A 25,973-nucleotide genomic window follows, 5' to 3' on the forward strand; every position below is an offset into this window, starting at 1 on the left:
ATCGGTAATGCGTCGCGACTGAAGTTGCTCCCACAAAAAGCCCGCGCCAACCGCAAACACCTGGGCGCATGCTCCAGCGCTTGCCTCCCACGGCGAAGCGCAGCAGGCAGGCAGCGGCTGTCGTACTGCGCAGCGGGGTCGCCACGTCCGCGGCGGAGGCCTCAGCCCTCGTCGCGCTCCTGCCGCGGCGGGAAGCGCAACACCACCCCGCGCGGCACCGAGGGCGGTTGCCACAGCACCGGCACCTGCGCCGGCGGAGGCGGCTCCAACTCGTCGTGCAAGGGCACCAGGGTTTCCTCGTCCTCGTCTTCCCAGCTGTAGCGCTTGCGCGGCGGCAGCGGGTCGCGGTGGCGCAGCAGCAGGGCCGCGACCGCGCCGCCCAGTGCGCCGCCCAGGTGCGACTGCCAGGACACCCCGGCCTCGTGCGGCAGCACCGTCACCAGCATGCCGCCGTAGAACAGGAACGCGATCATGCTGGCGGCGATCGCGGCGCGGTCGCGGCGCAGCAGGCCGAGCACGAACACCAGGAACAGCAGGCCGTGGGTGACGCCGCTGGCGCCCAGATGGTGGCTGCCGGGTTCGCCCAGCAGCCACGCGCCCAGGCCCGAGCCCAGCCACAGCAGCGGGAGCGCGGCCAGGGTGGCGCGCGGGTACACGCTGCCGGCCAGCGTGCCCAGGATCAGCAGCGCGCCGGCATTGGCGGCCAGGTGTTCCAGCGACCCGTGCAGCAAGGGCGCGGTCAGCAGCCCGAGCAGGCCGCTGGCCTGCTGCGGCCCCACCGACCACGGCCGCCAGTCGAACAGGCCCTGGCTGGCGAACATCGCCACCAGCACCGCGATCAGCGCCAGGCTGGCGTTGAAGGCGCGCAGGATCCGGGCCCGGTCGAAGCGGTCCTGCGCCTGCGCATCGTCGGCAGGCGGGGACGGGGAGAGCGGAGAAGTGTCCATGATCCCTGGATGGCGGCGCCCATCGCCCAAGGCAAGGCGCCGCCGGTGGGAGGGACTGGCCGCGGCCGCGGGACAATCCCGCGGCCGCGGCGCGCCTCAGTGCGCCGGCTTGGCCGGGCGCAGCAGGCTCAGCGCCACCGTCGCGCCGATGATCAGCGCCACCGCCAGCAGCGAGACCAGTACCGGGATCTTGTATAGGTCGATGATCAGCATCTTGGTGCCGATGAACACCAGCACGATCGCCAGCCCGTACGGCAGCAGGTGGAAGCGGTCGGCCATGCCCGCCAGCAGGAAGAACATCGCGCGCAGGCCCAGCACCGCGAACACGTTGGAGGTCAGCACCAGGAACGGATCGGTGGTGATCGCGAAGATCGCCGGGATGCTGTCCACCGCGAAGATCACGTCGGTGATGGCGATCAGCATCAGCACCGCGAACAGCGGCGTGTACCAGCGCTTGCCTTCCTGGGTCACGCTCAGCGCGTTGCCGTGGTACTGCGGGGTCAGGCGCAGGTGCTTGCGCATGAAGCGCAGCACCGGGTTGGCTTCCAGGTCCGGCTCCTTGCCCGCCGAGAACCACATCTTGATGCCGGTCAGCAGCAGGAACGCGCCGAACACGTACAGCAGCCAGTGGAACTTGGTCAGCAGCACCGAGCCGGCGAAGATCATGATCGCGCGCAGCACGATCGCGCCGAGCACGCCGATCACCAGCACGCGCTGGCGCTGCTCCTCCGGCACCGCGAAGTAGCTCATGATCATCAGGAACACGAAGATGTTGTCGACCGCCAGCGACTTCTCCACCAGGTAGCCGGTCAGGAACTCCAGTCCGTACTGGTTGCCGGTGGCCACGTCGATGGTCTCGCGCAGGTACCACCACAGGCCGGCATTGAACGCCAGCGCCAGCCCGATCCAGCCCAGGCTCCACCACAGCGCTTCCTTGAAGGTGACCTTGTGCGGACCGCCGTGGCGCATCAGCACCAGATCCGCCAGCAGCGCGGCGATCACCACGATCGCGAAACCGCTCCACAACCACACGTTGCCTATCGTTTGCATGGGGAATTCCCGTCAGTGAAGGTTGAACCTCGGGCCGCGGCGGCGAGGCGTCCTGGACGGAAACGATGGGGTTCGTTCCAGGGAATGCCTTCGCCACTGCGGCGAAGGTCTCGCTCGCAGCCGATGGTCTGGCTGCCGTTGCACCGGAGCCTGCTGGCTCGAATTGACGGCGACAACGTTGGGAGCTACTCCCCTTCTGCGCCCATTCTTGCGGCTGGCGGCGGTGGCGTCAATCGGGGCGGATACAATGGCGTTCATGAATACTCCCCTGCCCGTAGTCCGCCTCAAGAACGCCTGGCGCTCCAGCCATCCGTGGATCTTCCAGAAACTGGTCGAAAAACCCGCCGCCAAGCCCAAGCCGGGCAGCCTCGTCGATGTGGTCGGGGTGGACGGGGAGTGGATCGGGCGCGGTTTCTACAACGGCCATTCGCGCATCGCCGTGCGCATCCTCGAGATCGATCGCGAGGTGCCGGTCGACGAAGCCTGGTTCGCCGGCAAGATCGCCGAGGCGGTGTCGCTGCGCCGCGACGTGCTCAAGCTGGACGCGGTGTCCGACGCCTGGCGCGTGGTGCATGCCGAAGGCGACGGCCTGTCCGGGCTGGTGGTGGACCGCTATGGCGATCTGCTGGTGGTGGAGTTCTTCAGCGCCGGCATGTTCCGCTACCGCGACTGGATCTACGCCGCGCTGCGTACCCAGTTCCCCGGCGCGCGCTTCTACAGCTTCGCCGAAGAGCACGTGCAGAAGCAGGAGAGCTTCGACTATCGCCCGGTGTCCAGCAGCGGCGAGCGCCCGGAGCCGGCGATCATCAGCGAATACGGCGTGCGTTTCCGCGCCGATCCGGCCGGCGCGCACAAGACCGGCTTCTTCGCCGATCAGCGCGAGAACCGGCAGTGGCTGAGCCAGCAGGTGGCCGGCAAGCGCGTGCTCGACCTGTGCTGCAACACCGGCGGCTTCGCCGTCTACGCCAAGGTGCGCGGCGCCGAGGAGGTGGTCGGCGTGGACATCGACGAGGATGTGATCGAGATCGCCAAGGGCAATGCCAAGCTCAACGACGTGCGGCTCAAGTTCGTGCAGGCCGACATCTTCCCGTACCTGCGCGATGCCGCGGTGCGCGGCGACCGCTACGACGTGGTGATCCTGGACCCGGCCAAGATGACCCGCGACCGCGACCAGGTGATCCCGGCGCTGAAGAAATACCTGGACATGAACAAGTTGGCGTTGGGCGTGGTCGCGCCCGGCGGCCTGTTCGCCACGTTCTCCTGCACCGGCCTGGTCGCCGAGCAGGAGTTCCTGGATATGCTGCGCCGCGCCGCGTATTTCTCCGGCCGCACGATCCAGATCCTGAAGGTGGCCGGCGCCGGCGCCGATCACCCGTTCATGGCCCACGTGCAGGAATCGCGTTATCTGAAAGCGGTGTTCTGCCGCGTGCTGAACTGAGCCGCCGCGGCGCGCCGGCGCTGGCCGCGCGCCGCGAGATCGCGTTACCACGGACACGCCGGGCGGGCTGCCGACGCCGCGCTGGCGCTGCTGCGGGCTGACCAGCGCCCGCACAGTCGCGTGCGCCGGGTCGGCCACGTATTCATGCCACTGCGCTTACCGCAGTGCATCGCATCCATCACGTCATCCCGCTTCGGCGACGCGCTGCAAGCACACGCCTGCGGCGCGCATCAACATGCGCAACGGCAACGGCGTTCGTCCATCGCACACCGCGCGAATTGCGCAACGTCGACACTGATAACGCTTACATCGTGGTCTGCATCCCAGCGGATGTACGCATAACGTAGCTTTGTTGCGCCGCACGGTGACAAACGCCGGCACACGGGATTAGGTTTGCGCCGTCGGGTGATAGCGCTATCACTCTCGGCCAGGTGCCGGGAAATGCGGTTGTCGCGTCACCCGCCGCGGCGCCAGCGCCGCACGGCTTTCGATTCGGGTTCGCGTATCGGCATTCGCTGTAGCGGGCGGCTTGGTCAGCGTCTGGGTTGGAAACGGGTGTGCGATGGCACCCGGCGCCCTTCGGGGGAAGGCGCGATCCATCCATCGATCGAGAAGTAGGGGATCACATGCAGGCATGCAGCGATGCGTGTCACGTACCAGGGACCGCTTCGACGTCGGCATTCGCCGCGTCGTACGCCGCAGACGGCGTTGCCCGTCCGACTCCAGCACCGAGGACATTCTGATGCGTCAGCAGTTGAAGAAGTTCCGCTCCAAGGCCATGTTCACCTTCGTCGGCGGGGTGCTGGTGATCAATCCGGCGTTCGCCCAGCAGGCGCCGCAGACCCAGGCGCAGACCCAGACCAGCCAGCAGCAGTCCTCTGCCGACGCGACCACGCTGGACACGGTCAGCGTCACCGGCATCCGCAACAGCCTCAACCAGTCGATGGGGATCAAGCGCGACAACGCCGGCGTGGTCGATGCGATCAGCGCCGAGGACATCGGCAAGTTTCCCGACACCAACCTGGCCGAGTCGCTGCAGCGCATCACCGGCATCTCGATCGAGCGCCGCGACGGCGAAGGCGCGCAGGTCACCGCGCGCGGCTTCGGCCCGCAGTTCAATGCGGTCACCCTCAACGGCCGGGTGATTCCCGGCGCCGACGCGTTCGGCGCGCCGGGCGCGGTCCCGATCGGCGGCGTGGACGGCGGCACCCGCGCGTTCAACTTCGCCCAGCTCGCCTCCGAGGCGATCACCGGCCTGGAGGTGTACAAGACCAGCCGCGCCAATGCGCCCAGCGGCGGCATCGGCGCCACCATCAACATCGTCACCGACCGTCCATTCAACCACACCGGCCTGGTCGCCAGCGCCGGCGCCAAGGCCGCGTACGACGACTCGCAGCCGTTCGACAACAAGGTCACGCCGGAAGTGTCCGGCATCTTCAGCTACACCAACCCGGACAAGACCTGGGGCATCGGCCTGAGCGGCAGCTACCAGAAGCGCCGCGGCGGTTCGGTGCAGGCGACCGAGAACGGCTGGAACATCCAGCGCTGGACCGGGACCGATCCGGCGCTGCGCCCGGACGCCAACGTGCAGAACGCGCCGGCGATCGGCCAGCTCTACGGCATGCCCAACGACCTGCGCTACGCCTTCGCCGATTTCGAACGCGAGCGGCTCAACGGCCAGGCGGTGGTGCAGTTCGCGCCGACCGACAGCCTGACCCTGACCCTGGACTACACCTACTCGAGCAACGAGATCCGCGAGGACCGCGGCGAGCAGGGCATCTGGCTGCAGCGCGCCAACAGCTTCACCGACCTGGTGTTCGACACCGGGCAGGCGGTGGCCACGCCGGTGTACCTGCGCGACGTGCCCAACGGCGCCAAGGACTTCGGCATGGAGCAGCAGCGCAACATGCAGAAGTACAAGCTCGGCTCGCTGGGCTTCAATGCCGACTGGCAGGCCACCGACCGCCTGCGCCTGACCTTCGATGCGCACAACTCCAAGACCCAGAGCCTGCCCAACGATCCGGTCACCGGCGGCAGCGCCACCTATTTCAGCTATGCCGGCACCAACAACTGCACCACTGGCACGCAATGCGGCGGCCAGTGGGCGCAGGAACTGTTCTTCAACAACGGCCTGCCGATCGGTGCGCGCACCTGGTACCCGACTGCGGCCGATTCGGTCGCCGGGACCAACGGCCTGGTCAACCAGGACTTCTCCCCGGCCGAAATCGGCTCGCAGGTGCTGCGCATCTATTACCAGAGCCAGGTGACGGAGGTGAAGGAAGGGCGCGTCGACGGCCAGTTCGACTTCGACAACGGCCGCTTCCAGTTCGGCGTGGACAGCGCCAAGACCACGATGCACCGGCGCATCAGCGACACCAACTCGACGCTGGGCGACTGGAGCGTGGCCAATGCCGGCAACGAGCCGGGCATGATCGATCTGCTGCAGCCGGTCAGCATCACCGGTATGTTCAACGACTTCAACGCCTCCGGCGCCGCGCCGAATGCCTGGCGCGGCAACGCCGACCAGTTGGCGCAATGGGCGAGCAGCGCGTACGGCGCGACCACGCGCTACAACCCGCAGTTCAGTTCCGACAACCAGGTCGAGGAGAAGACCCGCGCCGCCTACATGCAGCTGGAGTTCGACGGCGAGCTCGGCGGCATGACCACCAATACCCGCATCGGCGTGCGCTACGAGAAGACCGACGTGGTCTCCACCTCGCAGGTGGCGCTGCCGACCGCGCTGGAATGGCAGGCCAACAACGATTTCCGGCTGCTGCGCTCCGCCGAACTGCAACCATTCAGCGAAAAGCACAGCTACAGCCACGTCCTGCCGAACCTGGATTTCAGCATCAACCTCACCGATGCGCTGAAAGCCAGGGCGTCGTTCGGGCAGAGCATCGCGCGCGCGCCGTACACCAACCTGATCGCCGGGCCGACCCCGGGCACGCCGTCCGGCTCGATCCTGGTCAACCCCTCCACGCGCGCGGACGGCTCTTCGGAGAACCCGAGCCTGGATCCGCTGGAATCGAACAACCTGGACCTGGCGCTGGAGTGGTACTTCGCCGACGCCAGCTACGTGTCGCTGACGTTCTGGGACAAGCGCGTGTCCAACTTCATCGGCACCAGCGTCACCCGCGAAAACCTTTACGGCTTGCGCGATCCCACCTCCGGACCGGACGCGCAAGCGGCGCTGGCGTTCTTGCAGAGTGCGGCCTGCGCGGCGCAGGTCGGTGCCGCCGGCAACGACGTGGCGGGGGCCTGTTCGGCCAACGACACCTCGCTGTTCTCGGCGGTGGCGATGCTGCGCAACGCCGCGGCCACCGGTGGGCTGGGCGCCTACAACGGCAGCTCGGCGCAGACCCTGGCGCTGGAAAACGCCTACGACCTGGTCGGGGAGGCGGACGATCCGCTGTACGAGTTCGACGTGTCGCGCCCGATCAACCAGAACAAGGCCAAGATCCACGGCTGGGAACTCGGTGGTCAGTACTTCCTGGGCGATACCGGCCTCGGCGTCTACGCCAACTACACCATCGTCAAGGGCGACGTCGGCTTCGACAACACGGTGCTGGACCGCGACCAGTTCGCGCTGCTCGGCCTCAGCGACACCGCCAACGTCATGCTGATGTACGAGAAGTACGGCTGGAGCGCGCGCCTGGCCTGGAACTGGCGCGACGAATACCTGATCGCGGCCAACCAGAACGGGGCCAGCCGCAATCCGTACTACGTCGAGCCGTACCAGCAGCTGGACCTGAGCGTGAGCTACGCCATCACCGACAACCTGTCGATCGGCTTCGAAGCGATCAACCTCACCAGCGAGGACGTGCGCTGGCACGGGCGCTCGGAGAAGCAGGTGATCAAGGTGATCGACCAGAGTCCGCGCTACACCCTGGGCGTGCGCTACAACTTCTGAGCCCGGCAGGCCGCGCGCGGCGATGGCCGCGTGCGGCAACGGCGCCCACGCCGCAGCGCGTCTTGCGGGCGCGGCGCTTTGCTGCAATGGTCGCGTGGCGCCCCACCCAGTTCCGCCACCGATCCGCTGGAGTCCAGATGGCCCGATACGAATTGCTCAACAACGTGGCCCACCAGGACCTGCGGGTGATCCTGCGCTTCGGCCCGGAGTTCGGCGACGCCACCGGCGTGGTGCAGGCGTTCCCGACCGAATACGCCGAGTTGCAGCGCGAATATCCGATCCTGCTGCGCAAGGACCCGGACGGCGGCGGTTTCCAATCGGTGGCGCTGCTGGGCTTCGAGCAGCAGGAAAACCTGTTCCTGCAGGACGCGCGCTGGAATGCGGCATACCTGCCGGGCATCGTCGCCAAGGGGCCGTTCCTGATCGGGTTCCAGGAGCAGCAGGAGGACGGCGTGCTGCGCCGCGAACCGGTGATCCACGTCGATCTGGACCACCCGCGGGTGAGTTTCGACGAAGGCGAACGGGTGTTCCTGCCGCAGGGCGGGAACAGCCCGTATCTGGAGCACATCATCACCGTGCTGCGTGGCATCCGCGATGGCGTGGAAGGCGGCGACGCGATGTTCGCCGCCTTCGATGCGCTGGGCCTGATCCAGCCGCTGCGCATCGACGTGCAGCTCGGGCAGGCGCACAACGTGCATCTGGCCGGGCTGTACGGCATCGACCGCGAACGGCTGGCGGCGCTGGATGCACCGTCGCTGCATGGGCTGCACCGCGCCGGTTATCTGGAAGGGGTCTATCTGCTGCTGGCGTCGCTGCACAACATGCGCCGCCTGATGGCCGAGAAGCAGCGCCGCCTGCAGCATGTCGGCGTGGACGCGGTCGCCTCCGGGCAGGCCGCCTGAGCGACGTGGACGCGTTGGCGGCGATTGCCGAACGCAACGATTGCCGGGCCGGCGCATTGCCGCTGGCCGACCTGCTCGCCGCCGGCGAGCCGGTGGTGCTGCGTGGCGTGGCGCGCGACTGGGCGCTGGTCCAGGCCGGCCTGCGCGGCACGCGCGAGGCGATGGACCTGCTGCGCGGGCACAGCAACGGCCGCGCGCTGCAATATTCCTACGGCGCGCCTGAGATCGGCGGCCGGCCGTTCTACAACGACGACTTCACCGCGTTGAACTTCGAGGTGCGGCGCAGCGACCTGCACGGCCTGCTGCAGGCGATCGCCGCGCACCTGGACGATCCGCGGCCGCCGGCCTACTACCTGGCCTCGCTGCCGGTGGACGACAACCTGCCGGGATTCCGCGACGGCAACGATGTGGACTTCGCCGCCCATGGCCTGCAGGTGCGGCCGAGCATCTGGATCGGCAACCGCATCACCGCGTCCTGCCACTACGACGCGCCGAACAACCTGGCCTGCTGCGCGGTCGGCCGGCGCCGCTTCACCGTGTTCCCGCCGGAGCAGATCGGCAATCTCTATCCCGGTCCGCTGGAGCCGACCCCGGGCGGGCAGGCGATCAGCGTGGTGGATTTCGCCGCGCCCGACGTCGCGCGCTACCCACGCTTTGCCGATGCGCTGGCGCACGGCCGCAGCGCGGTGCTGGAACCGGGCGATGCGCTGTTCCTGCCCAGCCTGTGGTGGCATCACGTGGAAGGGCTGGAGCCGTTCAACGTGCTGGTCAACTACTGGTGGAGCAGCGCGCCGGGCCATCTGCCGGCGCCGATGCAGGCGCTGTATCACGCGCTGTGGGCGATCCGCGACCGGCCCGAGGCGGAAAAGGAGGCGTGGCGCGCCATCTTCGACTACTACGTGTTCGGCCCGGCCGAGCGCGCCGGCGCGCACCTGCCGGCGCCGGCGCGGCAACTGCTCGGGCCGATCGACGACATGCAGGCGCGGCAGCTGCGCGCGATGCTGCTGGCCAAGCTCAACCGCTGACCGCGGCCCCATCCAAGGCCGCGCGCCGCCGCGCGCGCCACCATCCATCACTGCAGGAGAGACGACGCAATGGCCCAGATACGCAAGGTGGTGATCGCGGGCGGCGGCACGGCGGGCTGGATCGCCGCCTGCGCGCTGGCGCACCAGTTCCGCGACCTGCTGGACATCACCCTGATCGAATCCGAGCAGATCGGCACGGTCGGCGTCGGCGAATCCACGGTGCCGCCGATCCGCAGCTTCCATCGGTTCCTGCAGATCGACGAACAGGAGTTCCTGCGCAGCGTCGCGGGCACCTTCAAGCTCTCCATTTCCTTCGAGAACTGGCCACGGCACGGCGCGCGCTACATCCACCCGTTCGGCCTCACCGGACAAAGCACTTTGGTTTGCGCGTTCCACCATTTCTGGCTGGAGGCGCAGCGGCGCGGGATAGTCTCCGAACTGGGCGACTACTGCCTGGAAACCGTGGCCTCGCGCGTGGACCGGTTCGCGCTGCAGCAGTCGCCGCCGGTCAACTACGCCTATCACCTGGATGCCGGGTTGTACGCGCGGCTGCTGCGCCGTCACGCCGAGCGCCACGGCCTCAAGCGCGTGGAAGGCAAGATCCAGCAGGTGCGGCAGCACGCCGAGAGCGGCTTCGTCGAGGCGCTGCTGCTGGAAGACGGCACGCTGATCGAAGGCGACCTGTTCATCGACTGCACCGGGTTCCGCGGCCTGTTGATCGAGCAGACCCTGCACACCGGCTACGAAGACTGGAAGCAATGGCTGCCGTGCGATCGCGCGGTGGCGGTGCAGACCGAAGCGGTGGCGGCACCGGTGCCGTACACCCGCGCCATCGCCCACGCCGCCGGCTGGCGCTGGCATATCCCGCTGCAGCACCGCGTCGGCTGCGGGCTGGTGTTTTCCAGCGCGCACATGTCCGATGACGAAGCGCGCGCCAAGCTGCTGCACGACGCCGCCGCGCCGCCGATCAAGGACCCATGGCTGGTGCCGTTCCGCACCGGCCGCCGGCTCAAGGCCTGGAACAAGAACGTGGTTTCTTTGGGCCTGGCCAGCGGCTTCATCGAACCGCTGGAATCGACCAGCATCCACCTGACCATCGCCGCGGTGATGCGGCTGATCACGCTGTTCCCCACCGACGGCATCGCGCCGTCCATGGCCGACCTCTACAACGACGTCAGCCGCGCCGAGATGGAGCACGTGCGCGATTTCATCATCCTGCACTACCACGCCAACCAGCGCGACGAACCGATGTGGCGGGCCTGCCGCGAGATGACGCTGCCCGATTCGCTGCAGCAGCGGCTGCGCGCCTGGCGCGAGCGCGCGCATGCCTGGCAGGGCAGCGACGAACTGTTCCGGGTGGATTCGTGGATCCACGTGCTGCTCGGCCAGGGCATCGTGCCGGCGCAGCACCACCTGCTGGCGCGCGCGCTGCCGGACCAGCAGCTGCAGCAGTTCCTCGACACGATCCGCCAGCCCATCGACCGCGCGGTGGCGCAGATGCCGTCGCAGCAGGACTTCATCGCGCGCTATTGCCAAGCCGGGCCGGAGGTATGGGCGGGGCGGCCCCCCGTTGCGGCATCGGCGTCGGCATGACGCGGAGTGGAGTGCTTACCGGCGCGCAGGTCGCGCAGGTCGCGTCACGCAAGCGCGGCATCGATCGGTAGCGCCGTAAGCGTTGCGCGGCCTTTCCACGCAATGCACTCGCGCTCTGCCGCAGACTGGTGTGTCCGACCCGCGGGCGCTACGCTTTCGCGGCGCGCGGCAGGGCAGGGTTCGGAGTCCCTGTCCACGCATTGTTCCCCGCTGCGGCGATCCCTGGGAGGCTGCCGTGCACACGCCAACGACAACCGCTTGCCCGGATCCGGCAGCGCCGCTGCGCTACCCGTCCGGCTATCCGCCGACCGGCGCGCGCGAGCGATTCTTCATCGGCGTCAGGTGGCTCGGCCCGGACCTGTCGTTCTTCGGACGACTCCGCGCCCAGCAGAAGGCACGCAGTGCCGCGTTGCTGGATCTGTGGGGCGGCGGCGCGCGGCAGCGGGCGGCGCACGTGATCGGCGCGATCCTGGCGCGGCGCCTGCGCTGGCCCGGTCCCTGTTTCCTGCCCGACGACGCGTTCGCCGTCGTCTGCGGCGGACCGCGCTTCGGTACGCTCGACATCGACTACGACGTCGAGGACGCGATCGGCGAAATAGAGGAGCAGCTCGGGATCGCGATGCCTGCCTGTCTCTGGGAGGGGACGGCGACGCAGACCCTGGGCGAGGTGGTCGATGCGCTGCTGGCGGCGGGGGCACTGCATGGCGAAGCATGCACGCCGCATGCATCCGGCTGACCGGCATCGCTCGCAGCAGCCCGGACCGATCTGGCCGAGCGGCGGGCGCCACCACCCCGATGCGCGCACCTACCCGCCGTGGCGGGTCGCGGCAGGCGCGGCATGGCTATCATCGAAGCGTCGCCCTGTTCGAGAGTTCCTGCGCATGAAACTGCACGCCCTGGGTCTTTCCGTATCGTTGGCGCTGGCCGCGGCGCTGCCGGCGCATGCCGTCGACTTCACCAAAGCGGAACTGGCACGCGCTACCGCGCTGCAGCAGCGCCTGCTGACGCTGGATTCGCATCTGGATACGCCGGCCAATTTCGAGCGCGGCGATTTCGACATGATGGCCGCGCATGCCGGCAATCGCCTGGCGCAGGTGGACTATCCGCGCATGCTGGACGGCGCCCTGGACGGCGGCTTCTGGGCGATCTACACCGGCCAGGGCGACCGCAGTAAGCAAGCGCACCTGGACGATCGCGACGCCGGGTTGCAGCGCCTGATGGCGATCCACGCGCTGCTCGCGGCCTATCCAAAGCAGTTCGGCTTGGCCACCACGCCGGCCGATGCGGCGCGGATCAAGGCCGCCGGCAAGCGCGTGGTGTACCTGAGCATGGAGAACGCCAGCCCGCTGGTCGCCGATCCCACGCTGCTGCGCTTCTACTACGCGCAAGGCCTGCGGTTGATGAGCACGGCGCATTTCCTCAACAACGAGTTCGCCGATTCGGCCACCGATCCCAAGGGGCCGGAATGGCAGGGCTTGAGTCCTGCCGGGCGGGATCTGGTGCAGCAGGCGCAGAAGCTGGGCATCGTCATCGACCAGTCGCATGCCTCCGATGCGGTGTTCGATCAGCTGATCGCGCTGTCGCCGGTGCCGATCCTGCTCTCGCACAGCGGCGCGCGCGCGGTGCACGCGCATCCGCGCAACATCGACGATGCGCGATTGAAGGTGCTGGCGGCGCACGGCGGGGTGATCCAGATGAATTCCTACGGCGGATACCTGATCGACAACGGTGCCGGCCCCGAGCGCAAGGCCGCCGAGGAAGCATTGATCGCCAAATACGGCGGCTGGGAGCATCTGCAGCTGGCCGACGGGCTCAAGCTCGGCGAAGAGATGAAGGCGCTGGACGCCAAGTATCCGGTGCGGCGGGCGACGCTGGACGACTTCTTTGCGCACCTGGAGCACGTGCTGGCGCTGATCGGCCCCGAGCACGTGGGCATCGGCATGGACTGGGATGGCGGTGGCGGCGTGGTCGGCATGGAGGACGTGACCGACCTGCCCAAGATCACCGCCTGGTTGCTGCGCAAGGGCTACAGCGAGCAGCAGATCGCCGCCATCTGGGGCGGCAACGTGCTGCGGGTGATGCAGCAGGCGCAGGACTGGGCGGCGGCGCAGCGGCGCGCCGGGTCTACCTGAGATCTGCGCCGGCGCGGCGCGCTTGCGCGCTCACGCCTTGGCGGTGGCGCACATCGATGGCCGAAGACCGGCTCAGGCCCGGCATCGGCGTACGCAGTGCCGCACGCGCCGAACAGGCGCCGTCGCATCGGCTAGCATCGGGGCGACCATGAAGATCGTCATCGCCCCGGATTCGTTCAAGGAAAGCCTGTCGGCGCTGGAGGCGGCCACGCAGATCGAGGCGGGGTTTCGCGAAGTGTTCCCGGCGTGGAGCTACGTCAAGGTGCCGGTCGCCGACGGCGGCGAGGGCACGGTCGCGGCGCTGGTCGCGGCCACCGGCGGCCGCGTCGTCGGGCGCACGGTGACCGGGCCGCTGGGCGCGCCGGTCGAAGCCTTCTTCGGCATCACCGGCGATGGCCGCACCGGCATCGTCGAAATGGCCGCGGCGAGCGGGCTGGCGCTGGTGCCGGCGGGCCGCCGCGACCCGCTCGCCGCCACCAGCTACGGCGTCGGCGAACTGCTCTTGGCAGCGCTGGATGCCGGCGCGCGCAAGCTCATCGTCGGTGTCGGCGGTAGCGCCAGCAACGACGGTGGCGCCGGCATGACGCAGGCGCTGGGCGTGCGCCTGCTCGACGCGCACGGCCGTGCGCTGGACGCCGGCGTGGGCGGTGGCGCACTGGCGAGGCTGGCGCGGATCGATGCCAGCGGCCTGGATCCGCGCTTGCGACAGTGCGCGATCGAGGTCGCCTGCGATGTCGACAATCCGCTGACCGGGCCGGCGGGCGCTTCGGCGGTGTTCGGGCCGCAGAAGGGCGCCACCCCGGCGCTGGTCGCCCAGCTCGACGCCAACCTGCAGCACTACGCCAGGGTCATCGAAACCGACCTCGGTATCGCGCTCGCCGGGTTGCCCGGTGGCGGGGCCGGCGGCGGTCTGGGGGCTGCGCTGGTCGCGTTCCTCGGCGCGCAGCTGCGCCCGGGCGCGGACATCGTCGCCGAGGCGCTGGGGCTGGACGCGCTGGTGGCCGATGCCGACCTGGTGATCACCGGCGAGGGCCGCCTCGACCGCCAGAGCGTCCACGGCAAGACCCCGCTCGGTGTGGCCCGTATCGCCAGACGCCACGGCAAGCCGGTGGTCGCGATCGCCGGCGGGCTGGGGGCCGGCGCCGAGCTTCTGCATGCGCACGGCATCGACGCGATGTTCGGTGCAGTGCAGCGCGCCTGCACGCTGGAGCAGGCGCTGGCCGAGGCCGCGGCGAACCTGCGCCTGGCGGCCAGGAACGTGGCCGAGGCGATCAGGATCGGGCGCGGCCTGGGGCGCTGACCGGGGCTCGTGGCATCTGCGCGTCGGCAAGCGGGGGTTCCTGACGCTTACCGACCCGGTGTCGATCAGGTTCCCGATTCCAGTGCAGCCCGCTGCATCGACTCACCATGCGCACCGGGATGGTGCAAATCACGCCGAGGATGGTGCGGAGCAGGCCTATTCAGCTACAATGAAAACGATTACATAAAAGGAATTGCGTCTCCATGAGTACCCAGAACCTCCCCGAGCGCGCGCCGCTCAGCCCGAAGTGGCAGTTCCGCTTCGACTTCTTCGACCGCCACGGCGGGCCTGCCTCGCCCGGCTTCAAGCCGGCGTTCAAGGCGCTGCCGTCGTTCGGCGACCGCCTGAAGATCAACATGAACTTCTTCGCGTTCTTCTTCGGCTGGATCTACTTCTTCATCCTCGGCCTGTGGCGCAAGGCGATCGTGCTGATCGGCATCTCGCTGCTGATCGGCGTGCTGTCGTTCTTCCTGCCGCGAATGGTCGTCAACGGCCTGGGCGTGGCCTATTCGGTGCTGGTCGGCATGATCGCCAACTACGCCTACTACCTGGAAGTGAAGAAGGGCAGCACCAGCTGGAACCCCTTCGAAGGCATGCGCTGGTGGTAAGCGGTCTGTAGCCGGGACCGGGGACTCGGGACTCGGGACTCGGAAAGCGGCGCCGCGGCGCTTTGCCTTATGCTTTTGCTCTTCCGGGTCCCGAGTCCCGAGTCCCGGCTTCAGGTTCCCATGTCCCCACACGCTTCCCAGGCCGATGCGGCACCCGCCGGCCTGTCCTCCGGCCTGATCGCGCTGTTCGCCGCCGCTTGCGGCCTGGCGGTGGCCAACATCTATTTCTCGCAACCGCTGATCGGCATCATCGCGCCGGAGTTGCGCCTGCATGCGGGCCTGGCCGGGCTGATCGTGGCGCTGACCCAGCTCGGCTACGGTGCCGGCCTGCTGTTGCTGGTGCCGCTGGCCGATGTGGCCGAGAACCGGCGCCTGGCGATCCTGCTGCTGGGCGGAGTGGTGCTGGGCCTGGTCGGCATCGGCCTGTCGCAGTCGGCGGCGGGCTTCCTGATCGGCTCGTTCGTGGTCGGCGTGTGTGCGGTAGCCACGCAGATCCTGGTGCCGTTCGCCTCGCACCTGGCGCCGGAGGCCAGCCGCGGCCGCGTGGTCGGCACGGTGATGGGCGGGCTGCTGGCCGGGATCATGCTGGCGCGTCCGTTCTCCAGCTTCGTCGCCGCCAGCCTGGGCTGGCGCGCGGTGTTCTTCCTGTCCGCCGGCATGATGCTGCTGCTGATGGCGGTGTTGCGCTGGCGCCTGCCGCAGCGCCGGCCCGCGCAGCGCGCGTCCTACGCCGCGGTGCTGGCCTCGCTGCCGCGGCTGTATGCCGCCACGCCGCTGTTGCGCCGGCGCGCGTTCTACCAGGGCATGATGTTCGCCGCGTTCAACGTGTTCTGGACCGGTTCGCCGCTGCTTCTGGCGCAGTCCTTCGGCATGGACCAGCGGCACATCGCGCTGTTCGCGCTGGCCGGCGCCGCCGGCGCCCTGGTCGCGCCGCTGGCCGGGCGCATGGCCGACCGCGGCTGGACCCGCCCGGCCACCGGCTGGGCGCTGGCCGCCGCGGCGTTGTCGTTCGGCATCGGCGCCTGGGCCGCGCACGCGCATGCGCTGCTGTGGCTGGTGGTCGCCGCGCTGGTGCTGGATGCGGCGGTACAGGTGTGCCAGGTGCTGAGCCTGCGCAGCATCTACATGCTGGCGCCGGAGCAGCGTGGCCGCCTCAACGGCCTGTTCATGACCTCGGTGTTCGTGTGCGGCGCCACCGGTTCGTTGCTGGCCGCGGCGGTCTTCGCCTATGCCGGCTGGCCGGGGCTGTCGCTGCTGGGTGCCGGCTTCGGTGCGGCGGCGCTGCTGTTCTACTTCAGCGAATTCAGGCGGGCGGCGGTGCCGGCGCGTTGAGCGCTGACAGCCATGGCGCCCGCTGACCTGCCGTCTGCTTGCTCGGATGTTGATGGTTCAGGTAATGACCGGGTATATACTTTTTCAGTACCTCAGGCCGGAGACCCGTCATGTCGAAACAAGCCGTGTTCACCATGAAGCTTGAGTCCGAATTGCGCGACGAATTCGTCGCCGAGGCCGAGGCGGTGCATCGGCCGGCGTCGCAGGTGCTGCGTGAACTGATGCGTGAGTTCGTGCAACGCCAGCGCGAATCGCGCGAGCACGAGGCGTTCCTGCGCAGCAAGGTGGAGGCCGGTCGCAGATCGATGCAGGCGGGACAGGGGCGACCGAACGACGAGGTCGAGGCTGAGTTCGCCGCGCGACGGGCGGGCGTGACGCGCAACGGATGAAGGTCGTCTGGACGCCAGAGGCACAGCAGGATCGTGTCGATATCTGGAAGTATGTTGCGGCCGATAACCAGGGGGCGGCCGTTCGCTTGGACGAATTATTCAGCGAGGCGGCCCTTACCTTGGAGCGGTACGCCATGCTCGGTCGACCCGGAAGAATCGCCGGCACCCGCGAACTGATCCCGCATGAGCACTATTGCCTGGTCTACGAAATAGACGGCGAAACGGTGTGGATACTGGCCTTGATCCACACCGCGCGCCTGTGGCCACCCGTGCGGGATTGAGGCAGGGATCGGGGCGGGCGGGCGTAGCCTCGTGCGCCCAAGCTCTGCGAGACGCTTTCGCGCCGTACCCTCACCCCAACCCCTCTCCCGAGGGGAGAGGGGCTATGGCTGTTCCCTTCTCCCATCGGGAGAAGGTGGCCCGCAGGGCCGGATGAGGGTACGGGCACAGCCCCGTGCACTCAAACTCCGCGAGACGCTTTCGCGCCTTACCCTTACCCTTACCCCAACCCCAACCCCAACCCCAACCCCAACCCCAACCCCAACCCCTCTCCCGAGGGGAGAGGGGCTATGCGTGGCGGTCGTTACTTTTTCCAGAACTGCCACTTCGGCGCCGGCTTGCTCGCCGCCGCCGTGGGGGTTTGCTGCGGCGCCAGGGTGCCTTGCAATTGGGTCAAGCGATCCAGCGCATCGAAGCCAAGCGTGATCCGGCTGCCGCCGCGCGTGGCCACCGTCTGCTCGGATTCGCGCTGCAGCGCATAGCCCTGGTCGTCGAGAAAGCCCTCGGTCATCGCGCGGTGGTCGAGCGGGAACTGCGCGATCAATTGTCCGAGCAGGCTGAGCACACGCGGGTCGTCGCAAGGCGCGAACACCGTTGCCGGAACGTCGTCGACCAGGAAGAACAGCGCGCCGCCGCGGTACGGGCCGCGGTAGTAGCAGCGCGCGCTCAGCGCAGCGGCGAGCAGGGCCAGCGTGTGGCCGTCGTCTTCGAGCGGCAGCGAGGCCGTGGCTAGTTCGGCCGGACCATCGCGCTCGCCACGCTCGCGCAGCGCGTTCGCCGCGACCAGCAGGTACTCGGGCAGGTTGCTGGCGGTGTTGGCCCAGGCCCACAGCCAACTGGCGCTGTCCTCGGCGGCGCTGCCCAGCAATTGCACCGGGAAGTGCAGGTCGTCGCCGAAGTGCGCAACGCCTTCGGCCAGATCCAGGCGCCAGCCGCGTTCGCCGAGCAGGTCGGCCAGCGCCATCTGCCGGGCGAAGGCGCTGCCGATGTGGCGCGCCAGCAGGGTCTGGAAGGACGGCGTCATTGCTGCGTTTCCCCGCGCCGCAGCAGGCTGTGGCGTCGCCCGTAGAGCAGATAGACGACCACGCCGATCGCGTTCCACAGCGCGAACCATTTCTGCGTAGTGTGCGGCAGGCTCCAGAACAGGTACAGGCAGCCGCCGATCGCCAGCGGTGCGACCACCCACGCCAGCGGCGTGCGGAACTTGCGCTCGCGGCCGGGCTCGCGCACGCGCAGCACCAGCAGGCACGCGGCGACCGCGATGAACGCGGCCAGGGTGCCGGCGTTGGCCAGCGCGGCGATCTCGTCCAGCCGCGCCACGCCGGCCAGCGCCGCCACCAGGATCGCGGTGAACAGCGTGGTCGCCACCGGCGTGCCGGTGCGCGCGCTGACCTTGGACAGGCCGCGCGGCAGCAGCCCGTCGCGCGACATCACGAAGAAGATCCGGCTCTGCCCGTACAGGAACGCCAGCAGCACCGTCGGCAGTGCGATCACCGCGACGATTCCGATCGCCGCGGCTGCCTGGCCATGGCCCAGTTCGCGCAGGATCAGCGCCAGCGGCTCGGAGCTCTTGCCGAACACGGTGAAGCTCATCGCGCCCACCGCGGCCAGCGCCACCAGCACGTAGATCAGCGTGCAGCCGACCATCGAGCCGATGATGCCGATCGACAGGTCGCGCCCGGGATTCTTGGTTTCCTCGGCCGCGGTGGAAATCGCATCGAAGCCGTAGAAGGCGAAGAAGATGATCGCCGCCGCCGCCATCACCCCGCGCTCCACGCCATCGCCGCCCAGCGTCTTGGGGAATCCGTACGGCATGAACGGCTGCAGGTTCTCGCTGTTGAAGGCCGGCAGCGCGATGGCGACGAACACGCCCAGCGCCACGATCTTGAGCAACACCAGCACCGCGTTGAGCGTGGCGCTCTCCTTGGTGCCGGCCATCAGCATGCCCGCGACCAGGAAGGTGATCACCACCGCTGGCAGGTTCACGATGCCGCCGGCATGCGGTCCGGCGACCAGCGCATGCGGCATCTGCACGCCCAGCCATTGCAGGAAGCCGACGAAGTAGCCCGACCATCCCACCGCCACCGTGCTGACCACCAGCGAGTACTCCAGGATCAGGCTCCAGCCGACCACCCAGGCGATGCTCTCGCCGAGCGCGATGTAGCTGTAGGTGTAGGCGCTGCCGGCGGCCGGCATCATCGTCGCCATCTCCGCGTAGGCCAGCGCGGCGCAGGCGCAGATCGCCCCGGCCACCGCGAACGACACCAGCACCGCGGGCCCGGCCTTGTCGGCGCCGACCCCGATCAGGGTGTAGATGCCGGTGCCGACGATCGCGCCGATGCCCAGCGCCACCAGGTGCGGCCAGCTCAGCGTGGGCACCAGCCGGCGCCCGGCTTCGTGGACGGTGACCAGATCGAGCGACTTGCGCCGGAACAGGAACGACATGCGGGCCTCGGGGAGCGACAGGACAAGCCCGCGAGTGTCGCCGAATGCGGTGCAGCAATGCTATGCCCGGCCGCCCTTGTCAGCCGGCGGGGCTGCGGCGAAGGAGGACGCCATCGCGACGCGCGGCAACGTCGCCGTCGCGCTCGCTACAACCCGATCCGCTCGGCCAGCCGCACCAGTTCGGCGAGCGACCCGGCTTTCATCTTGCGCATCGCCTGGCCGCGCCGCACCTTGACCGTGATCTCGCTGAGCTGCAGCCGCGCGGCGACCTGCTTGTTCAACAACCCCTGCACCACCAGCCGGGTCACCTCCTGCTCGCCCGCGGTCAGCGTCGCCCAGCGGTCGCGCAGTTCGGCGAGCGCAGCCTCGCGCTGGCGGCGCTCGCGGTCGCGGGCGATGCCGTGCTGGATCGCGTCGAGCAGGTCCTGGTCGCGGAACGGCTTGGTCAGGAATTCGATCGCGCCGTTCTTCATCGCTTCCACGCTCATCGCGATGTCGCCGTGGCCGGTGATGAAGATGGTCGGCAGGTTCAGCCCGGCCTCCAACAGCTGCCGGTGGAATTCCATGCCGCTCTGCCCGGGCATGCGGATGTCCAGCACCATGCAGCTGGGTACGTCGGCCAGGTCGTGCAGCAGGAACTCGCGGCTGGACCCGAACGCGTGCACGTGCAGGTCCACCGAGGCGAACAGGTCTTCCAGCGCGGCGCGGATCGAGGCGTCGTCGTCGATCAGATACACCACCGGGCGCTGTTCGGGAAGCGGCAGGTTCATGGGCGTGCTCCTGGTTTTGCGATCGGCAGGCAGACGCCGAACACCGCGCCGCACGGACTGCGCGGCGCGGCCCAGATGCGCCCGCCGCTGGCTTCGACGATGCTGCGGCTGATGCTCAGGCCGATCCCGATGCCGTCGGGCTTGGTGGTCCAGAACGCGTCGAACAGGCGCGCCTGCGTCTCGGTCGACAGGCCGACGCCGGCATCGGCCACGGTCAGCCGCAGCGACCCCGCATCCTCCTGCGCGGTGCCGACCCAGATCGACCGCGCATCGGCCGGCGTGTGCGCCATCGCTTCCATCGCGTTCAACAACAGATTCACCACCACCTGCTGGATCTGCACCCGATCGGCCAGCACCGGCGGCAGCGCCGGCGCCAGTTCCATCCGCACCGCGATGGCGTTGCGCTCCAGCTCGCCGCGCGACAGCGCCAGCACGTCCAGCACCGCGGCGTTGAGGTCGAACGCGCTCTTGCGCGGCGCCTCGCCCTTGCTGAGGCTGCGGATGCGCGCGATCACCTCGCTGGCGCGGTTGGCGTCGTCGAGGATCCGCTGCAACGCCGCCTGCGCCCGCTCCAGGTTCGGCGGCTGCTGGCCCAGCCAGCGCTGGCAAGCATTGCCGCTGGTGACGATCGCGGCCAGCGGCTGGTTGACCTCGTGCGCGATGGAGGCGGTCAGGCTGCCCAGGCTGCGCGCGCGCGCCAGACGCAGCAGTTGCGCCTGCGCTTCATGCGCGGCCGCCTTGGCGCGTTCCATCTGCACCGCGATGGACGTGGTCACCGCCACCACCGCGATGCTGATGGCCGAGTTGATCACGCCCACCCGGTACGCGCCGGCGGAGCTGAGCTGGAAGCTGAGCACGATCAGCACGATGCAGGCGCCGGCGAGCAGCAGCATGCCCGCGCGGGTGAGCAACCGCACCGCGAACAGGATCACCACCGTGTAGAACAACGCGGCGGCCACCCCGTAATCGGTCAGCGTATCGGCAGCGAAGATCGCGCCCAGCGCCAGCAGCAGCGCCGCCAGCGCGAGCAGGCGGCGATGCGGCGAGAGCGAAGTGAAGCAGCGGGTCATCGGCGTCATGGCGGTGGGCGAATGCTGGTGCGGGGCCGAGCGATCAGCCTTCGGCCCCGGCGTTCCAGAACGCCTGTTGTACACCGGGTTCGCCTTCCAGGTGCTGGATCACCGTATCCAGCTCTTCGGCGCGCACCGCGGTCGCGTACAGCGTCGCGGCGATCTCCACGTCGTGCTGGCCGAACGGATGCTGGTCCACCTCGCGCGCCGGGTAGTGGGCGGCTTCCAGCAGCTCGATCAGCCGCTCGCGCACCGCACCGTGCACGCCGCGGGCGCAGATCACGTAGAACACGTAGGTCGCCTCGATCGAGGATTCCTCCAGCGGCCGGCGGTTGATCCGGTTCACCACCGGGCGCAGCAAGGTGTTGCTGAGCAGCACGAACACCGCCGCCAGTACCGCCTCGGCGACCAGCCCGGCGCCGGCGCAGGCGCCGACCGCGCCCGACCCCCACAGCGTGGCCGCGGTGTTCAGGCCGGTGACATTGGCGCCTTCCTTCATGATCGCGCCGGCACCGAGGAAGCCGATGCCGGAGACCACGTAGGCCACCACCTGCACCGCGCCCTGGGTGCCGCCATGGATCTCGAACAGGCGGTCGCCGAGCGAGACGAAGATGGCCGCGCCGACCGCGACCAGGGTGTTGGTGCGCAGGCCGGCGGTGCGCTGCCGCACCTGCCGCTCGAAGCCGATGACCGCGCCCAGCGCGAAGGCGGTGGACAGGCTCACCAGGGTGTCGAGCAGCGAGGCGAGATTGAACAGGCGCAGCGCTTCCATCAGCGCGGCGACCGGTGGCGGAGCGGATGGGTCATCGCAATGCCTGCGGATATGTCGGGCGACAGGGACCGGGCATGATGCGGCAGATGCGTGGCAATCGCGCGTCGCAGCGCCGCCGCCGAATCCGACCACCAGCCCAGCGCCCGCTGCCGCCAGCCCGGCAGCGCCGCCATGGCGGGACCGGGCTGGCGCAGGCGCCGCCGCGCCGACCGCGATAGACGCACCAGTACGCGGATGCGGTCCTCGCCCGGCAGCAGCGACAGCGCATCGGCGAGAACGCGCGCGGGGAAGCCGGACAAGGCCCTGGCGAACGCGCGCACGCCATGGGCGGCGAGCAGCTGGGACAGGATGTCGGCGCGGTGCATGGCCACCGCCGCGCGCAGGGCGCGGTGCAGGGCGCGTTGGAAACGGGACGTGTACAGCAGCATGAGAACCTCCTTCCGGCGCGCTGCCGGAAGGAACGCCTCAACCTTGCGGATGGGCGGACGTCTCCGGGGCGGGACCGGGCAAGCGTGAAAAGGACAGCGCAGGCGGGAGCGTGGCGATGGCGCCGCGCGGATGCGGGTCGGGGTCCATGGCGGTCTCCTGATGAGGGCGGAACGTGCGCGGTTGCGGCGTCGGCGACGGACGCAGGCCTCGCGGGCGTGGACGCAGCGGCGGCGTCGGCGCTGCGGCAAGACACGGCATCCGTACGTCGCCAACGCGGGCGGCAGTGGGGATGCACGGGGTCTTGCCGCGGTGCCCGGGATGCAGCTTCGCGACGCGGCAAAGCTTGGCATACGTGGCCGGGCGCCGGCCACCGCGCATGCGGCGCTTTTTCATGGCCATGCGCATCGCCGGCCTATACCAACGTATCGCCGCGGGCAAAGGTAGTGCCGCGGCGGCACGCACTGCGCGAGGACCAGCTACGGCATGCCGTTGCGTCCGTGCGCCAGAAAGCCCGGTCGTGCCGACAGGCGTTCGTAGTACGCGGTCACCGCCGGCAGCGGCGGCCGCGACATCGGCGTGGCCATCCAGCGCTGGGTGGACAGGCCGAGCACGATGTCGGCCACGGTGAAGTCCGCGCCCGCCGCGTAGGCGCCGGTGCGCTGCAGCTGCGCGTCGAGAATGCCCATGTGCCGGTGCCAACCGGCCACGCCCTGCGCCAGCGCCTGCGCATCGCGATGCGCGGGGCTGTCGCGGACCAGCGCCATGAACGCGTAGCGCCATGCGTTGTTGAGTTCGGCCTGCCAGTCCATCCACTGCTCGACCGTTGCCCGCGCCTGCGGCGCGGTCGGCAGCAGGTCCGCGCGCTGCTGGCGCGCCGCCAGGTAGCGGCAGATGCTGTTGGATTCCCACAGCACGAAGTCGCCATCGCGCAGCACCGGTACCATCGCGTTCGGGTTCAACGCGCGGAATTCCGGCGTGTCCACCTCAGCGAAGCCGGCGCCGTAGGGCAGCTGCTCGATCGCCAGGTCCAGTTCCGCGCACAGCCACAGCACCTTGCGCACGTTGATCGAAGAGGATTTGCCGTAGAGGGTGAGCATGCAATCAGGGCCGGGTGCGGGCGAAGCAGCGTGCACCGGCGCGAGTGCCGGCGCAAGACGGCCGTGTCGGCGGCTGTGTGCCGGTCCCGGCTGCGGATGGTGCTCGCGTGGCGCAGCGGCTGAGACGCGGCCGGCTACACTGGCGGCATGCAAACCGATCCCCATTTCCTGATCCTGGCCGGCCTGCTGTGCGCCGTCATCGTGCTGCTGCTGATGGTGCTGCTGCGCCGGACCGACCACACGGCGCTGGAGCAGGTCCTGCGCGAAGAACAGCGCAGCGGCCGCGGCGAACTGCGCGAGCAGCTCGACAGCCTGGCGCGGCAGCAGGACGCGCGCAGCGAAGGCTTCGCCCGCCATCTCTCCGACCTGTCCACCCGCACCGACCAGCGCCTGGACCTGCTGCGCGAAGCGTTGACCGAGGACGCGAGGCGCGGCCGGGTCGAGGCCGGCGAGGCGCAGCAACGCGTCGCCGAACTGCTCAACCAGCGCCTGGTCGAAATGCGCAGCCAGCTCGACGCGTTCGGCCAGCAGCAGGATGCGCGCATGCTGCAGTTCGGCCAGCAGCAGAGCGAGCTGATCGCGCGCATCGACGCGCACCTGACCGGGCTGCGCGAGACCCTGGTCGAAGACGCGCGCAAGAGTCGCGTGGAAGGCGCCGAGTCGCAGCAACGCTTCGCCGACACGCTCGGCCAGCGCCTCAACGAACTGATCCAGCGCAACGAGCAGCGCATCGGCGAGATGCGCGCCACCCTGGAAGAGCGCTTGAAGGAACTGCAGGCCGACAACGCGGCCAAGCTCGAACAGATGCGCGGCACCGTCGACGAGAAGTTGCAGACCACCCTCAACACGCGCCTGGACGCCTCGTTCAAGCTGGTCTCCGAGCGGCTCGAGCAGGTCCAGCGCGGGCTGGGCGAGATGCAGCAGCTGGCCACCGGCGTCGGCGATCTCAAGCGCGTGCTGAGCAACGTCAAGAACCGCGGCGGCTGGGGCGAAGTGCAGCTGGAGAACATCCTGGAGCAGACCTTGACCCAGGAGCAGTACGCGCGCAGCGTGCGCGTGCGCCCTGAGCGCAACGAGGCGGTCGACTTCGCGGTGCGCCTGCCCGGCCGCGGCCACGAGGACACGCCGGTGTGGTTGCCGATCGATGCCAAGTTCCCACGCGAGGACTACGAGCGGCTGCTCGATGCGCAGGAACAGGGCGATGCGGACCAGGTGCTGGCGATGGGCGCGCAGCTGGAGCGCGCGATCCGGGTGCAGGCCAAGTCGATCAGCGACAAGTACATCGCGCCACCGCACACCACCGATTTCGCGGTGATGTTCCTGCCCACCGAAGGCCTGTACGCCGAGACGCTGCGCCGGCCGGGCCTGGCCGACCTGCTGCAGCGCGAGCACCGCATCGTCATCGCCGGCCCCACTACCGTCACCGCGCTGCTCAACAGCCTGCAGATGGGCTTCCGCACGCTGGCGATCGAAAAGCGCTCCAGCGAAGTGTGGGGCGTGCTGGCCGCGGTCAAGAGCGAGTTCGGCAAGTTCGCCGGCATTCTGGAAAGGGCCGAGAAGCAGATCGGCACCGTCGGCAAGAGCCTGGGCGATGCCAGCCGCAAGACCCGCACCATCGAGCGCCGCCTGCGCGGGGTGGAGACGCTGGCCGATGCGCAGTTCACCCCGCTGCTCGATCTCGAGTTGCCCATCGCCGATGCCGACGCGGACGAAGATCCGGCACGCGACGAGCAGGAATAGGCGGCACGGCGCACCGTGCGCCTCGCTGCGCGGACGTCGAGGCTGGTGCGTGCGCCGCGCTCGCCGCTTTGAGTTGCCCATCGCGCTGCCGACCGGCATGACGATCACGCGCGAGGACCAGGAATAGGCGGCATCGCGCACGCCCATGCACCTCCTGGCGACAGGCACATTGCGATACTGCGCGCCGGAACCGGCCGAATGGAAAGAGCGATGTCGATGCGATGGTGCATACCCCTGTTGTCCTGCCTGCTGCTGGCTGCCTGCAGTAGCGGTCCACGCCCGCAGGCGGGTCCCACGCCATCCGCGCCCCAGGCGGGCACCGATGGCGCCGCTGCGCCCGACGCTGCGGCGTGCACGGCACAAGGCGGCAGCCTGCGCCCGCTCGGCCGGCGCGGCTTGCTCAAGTGCGTGATCCCGTTCGCCGATGCCGGCAAGGCCTGCAGCGACAAAAGCCAGTGCCACGGCGACTGTCTTGCGGTCGCGCCGGTGCCCACCGGCACTGCCGCACAAGGCGTATGTCAGCGCGACATCAGCGAGAACTACGGCTGCCGGCAGACCGTGCAAGGCGGCATGGGCGGATCGCAGATCTGCATCGACTGAGTGCGTGTGCTCCCGTTCCGAGCGGGGCGCACTGGGTCTGCCATCGCCAATCCGCCGCCGCTCCTGCCGTGTGCGGGACGGCGTCATGATTCGGGCATGGGCGCATGTCCGTTTCCTTCCCCGTGCACGGACAGGAGCGGCGCGG

The 25,973-nt window shown here is 69.2% G+C and carries 23 protein-coding genes; 14 read left to right on the forward strand and 9 right to left on the reverse strand.

What is annotated here, in order from left to right; genetic code table 11:
- Nucleotides 1–161 precede the first annotated feature (161 nt).
- Both HEP75_RS00570 and HEP75_RS00575 read right to left on the reverse strand, forming a co-directional pair.
- On the reverse strand, nucleotides 162–947 hold the full coding sequence (locus tag HEP75_RS00570) for a rhomboid family intramembrane serine protease (protein ID WP_185825058.1): 786 nt from the start codon (nucleotides 945–947) through the stop codon (nucleotides 162–164).
- 96 nt (nucleotides 948–1,043) lie between these two features.
- Nucleotides 1,044–1,997 carry a TerC family protein gene (locus tag HEP75_RS00575; RefSeq protein WP_179570442.1) on the reverse strand — a complete coding sequence of 318 codons (954 nt, stop codon included), beginning with the start codon at nucleotides 1,995–1,997 and terminating at the stop codon, nucleotides 1,044–1,046.
- A gap of 256 nt (nucleotides 1,998–2,253) precedes the next feature.
- On the opposite strand from HEP75_RS00575, the gene HEP75_RS00580 reads away from it, so the two are divergent.
- The 12 genes from HEP75_RS00580 to HEP75_RS00635 all read left to right on the forward strand — a co-directional run bounded on the left by HEP75_RS00580 (nucleotide 2,254) and on the right by HEP75_RS00635 (nucleotide 16,907).
- Nucleotides 2,254–3,435 carry a class I SAM-dependent rRNA methyltransferase gene (locus HEP75_RS00580; RefSeq protein ID WP_185821726.1) on the forward strand — a complete coding sequence of 394 codons (1,182 nt, stop codon included), beginning with the start codon at nucleotides 2,254–2,256 and terminating at the stop codon, nucleotides 3,433–3,435.
- A gap of 742 nt (nucleotides 3,436–4,177) precedes the next feature.
- On the forward strand, nucleotides 4,178–7,345 hold the full coding sequence (locus HEP75_RS00585; protein WP_185825059.1) for a TonB-dependent receptor: 3,168 nt from the start codon (nucleotides 4,178–4,180) through the stop codon (nucleotides 7,343–7,345).
- Nucleotides 7,346–7,482: 137 nt separating this feature from the next.
- Nucleotides 7,483–8,247 (forward strand): SapC family protein, encoded by a 765-nt coding sequence (locus HEP75_RS00590; RefSeq protein WP_185825060.1) that lies wholly within the window; start codon nucleotides 7,483–7,485, stop codon nucleotides 8,245–8,247.
- Nucleotides 8,248–8,252: 5 nt separating this feature from the next.
- The gene (locus HEP75_RS00595; protein ID WP_185825061.1) at nucleotides 8,253–9,272 is read left to right on the forward strand and encodes a cupin-like domain-containing protein; all 1,020 of its coding nucleotides are present in this window, start codon (nucleotides 8,253–8,255) and stop codon (nucleotides 9,270–9,272) included.
- A 69-nt stretch (nucleotides 9,273–9,341) separates the two neighbouring features.
- Nucleotides 9,342–10,865: a tryptophan halogenase family protein gene (locus HEP75_RS00600; protein ID WP_185825062.1), complete on the forward strand. Its 1,524-nt coding sequence runs from the start codon at nucleotides 9,342–9,344 to the stop codon at nucleotides 10,863–10,865.
- Nucleotides 10,866–11,100: 235 nt separating this feature from the next.
- Nucleotides 11,101–11,601, forward strand: coding sequence for a hypothetical protein (locus HEP75_RS00605; protein ID WP_185825063.1), 501 nt, complete (start codon nucleotides 11,101–11,103; stop codon nucleotides 11,599–11,601).
- A gap of 145 nt (nucleotides 11,602–11,746) precedes the next feature.
- Nucleotides 11,747–12,997, forward strand: a complete 1,251-nt coding sequence (locus HEP75_RS00610; protein ID WP_185825064.1) for a dipeptidase — start codon at nucleotides 11,747–11,749, stop codon at nucleotides 12,995–12,997.
- Nucleotides 12,998–13,145: 148 nt separating this feature from the next.
- Nucleotides 13,146–14,297: a glycerate kinase gene (locus tag HEP75_RS00615; protein ID WP_185825065.1), complete on the forward strand. Its 1,152-nt coding sequence runs from the start codon at nucleotides 13,146–13,148 to the stop codon at nucleotides 14,295–14,297.
- Between the two features lie 203 nt (nucleotides 14,298–14,500).
- Nucleotides 14,501–14,905 (forward strand): DUF2628 domain-containing protein, encoded by a 405-nt coding sequence (locus HEP75_RS00620; RefSeq protein WP_185814739.1) that lies wholly within the window; start codon nucleotides 14,501–14,503, stop codon nucleotides 14,903–14,905.
- 120 nt (nucleotides 14,906–15,025) lie between these two features.
- Entirely contained in the window at nucleotides 15,026–16,237 is a 1,212-nt protein-coding gene (locus tag HEP75_RS00625) for an MFS transporter (RefSeq protein ID WP_185825066.1), read from the forward strand.
- 134 nt (nucleotides 16,238–16,371) lie between these two features.
- Entirely contained in the window at nucleotides 16,372–16,626 is a 255-nt protein-coding gene (locus HEP75_RS00630; RefSeq protein ID WP_221899321.1) for an antitoxin of toxin-antitoxin stability system, read from the forward strand.
- Entirely contained in the window at nucleotides 16,623–16,907 is a 285-nt protein-coding gene (locus HEP75_RS00635; protein WP_185825067.1) for a type II toxin-antitoxin system RelE/ParE family toxin, read from the forward strand. Before HEP75_RS00630 ends, HEP75_RS00635 begins: the two co-directional genes overlap by 4 nt.
- A gap of 302 nt (nucleotides 16,908–17,209) precedes the next feature.
- Here HEP75_RS00635 and HEP75_RS00640 read toward each other — a convergent pair whose 3' ends face one another.
- The 7 genes from HEP75_RS00640 to HEP75_RS00670 all read right to left on the reverse strand — a co-directional run bounded on the left by HEP75_RS00640 (nucleotide 17,210) and on the right by HEP75_RS00670 (nucleotide 23,488).
- Entirely contained in the window at nucleotides 17,210–17,929 is a 720-nt protein-coding gene (locus HEP75_RS00640) for a DUF6882 domain-containing protein (protein WP_185825068.1), read from the reverse strand.
- Complete coding sequence (locus HEP75_RS00645) at nucleotides 17,926–19,350, reverse strand: amino acid permease (RefSeq protein WP_185825069.1); 1,425 nt, start codon at nucleotides 19,348–19,350, stop codon at nucleotides 17,926–17,928. The genes HEP75_RS00640 and HEP75_RS00645 overlap by 4 nt, the downstream gene beginning before the upstream one ends.
- 146 nt (nucleotides 19,351–19,496) lie before the next feature.
- Entirely contained in the window at nucleotides 19,497–20,120 is a 624-nt protein-coding gene (locus HEP75_RS00650; RefSeq protein ID WP_185821738.1) for a response regulator, read from the reverse strand.
- Nucleotides 20,117–21,199, reverse strand: coding sequence for an ATP-binding protein (locus tag HEP75_RS00655; protein WP_185821739.1), 1,083 nt, complete (start codon nucleotides 21,197–21,199; stop codon nucleotides 20,117–20,119). Before HEP75_RS00655 ends, HEP75_RS00650 begins: the two co-directional genes overlap by 4 nt.
- Nucleotides 21,200–21,233: 34 nt before the next feature.
- Entirely contained in the window at nucleotides 21,234–21,962 is a 729-nt protein-coding gene (locus tag HEP75_RS00660; RefSeq protein ID WP_185825070.1) for an MgtC/SapB family protein, read from the reverse strand.
- Nucleotides 21,962–22,390: a hypothetical protein gene (locus tag HEP75_RS00665; RefSeq protein WP_185825071.1), complete on the reverse strand. Its 429-nt coding sequence runs from the start codon at nucleotides 22,388–22,390 to the stop codon at nucleotides 21,962–21,964. Before HEP75_RS00665 ends, HEP75_RS00660 begins: the two co-directional genes overlap by 1 nt.
- Nucleotides 22,391–22,867: 477 nt before the next feature.
- On the reverse strand, nucleotides 22,868–23,488 hold the full coding sequence (locus tag HEP75_RS00670) for a glutathione S-transferase (protein ID WP_185825072.1): 621 nt from the start codon (nucleotides 23,486–23,488) through the stop codon (nucleotides 22,868–22,870).
- A 147-nt stretch (nucleotides 23,489–23,635) separates the two neighbouring features.
- Here HEP75_RS00670 and rmuC point away from each other — a divergent pair, with 147 nt between their 5' ends.
- On the forward strand, nucleotides 23,636–25,228 hold the full coding sequence (rmuC, locus tag HEP75_RS00675) for a DNA recombination protein RmuC (protein ID WP_185825073.1): 1,593 nt from the start codon (nucleotides 23,636–23,638) through the stop codon (nucleotides 25,226–25,228).
- A 210-nt stretch (nucleotides 25,229–25,438) separates the two neighbouring features.
- Nucleotides 25,439–25,828, forward strand: a complete 390-nt coding sequence (locus tag HEP75_RS00680) for a hypothetical protein (protein ID WP_185825074.1) — start codon at nucleotides 25,439–25,441, stop codon at nucleotides 25,826–25,828.
- Nucleotides 25,829–25,973: the final 145 nt, after the last annotated feature.

Origin of the sequence: Xanthomonas sp. SI (assembly GCF_014236855.1) — a bacterium.
GTDB lineage: Bacteria > Pseudomonadota > Gammaproteobacteria > Xanthomonadales > Xanthomonadaceae > Xanthomonas_A.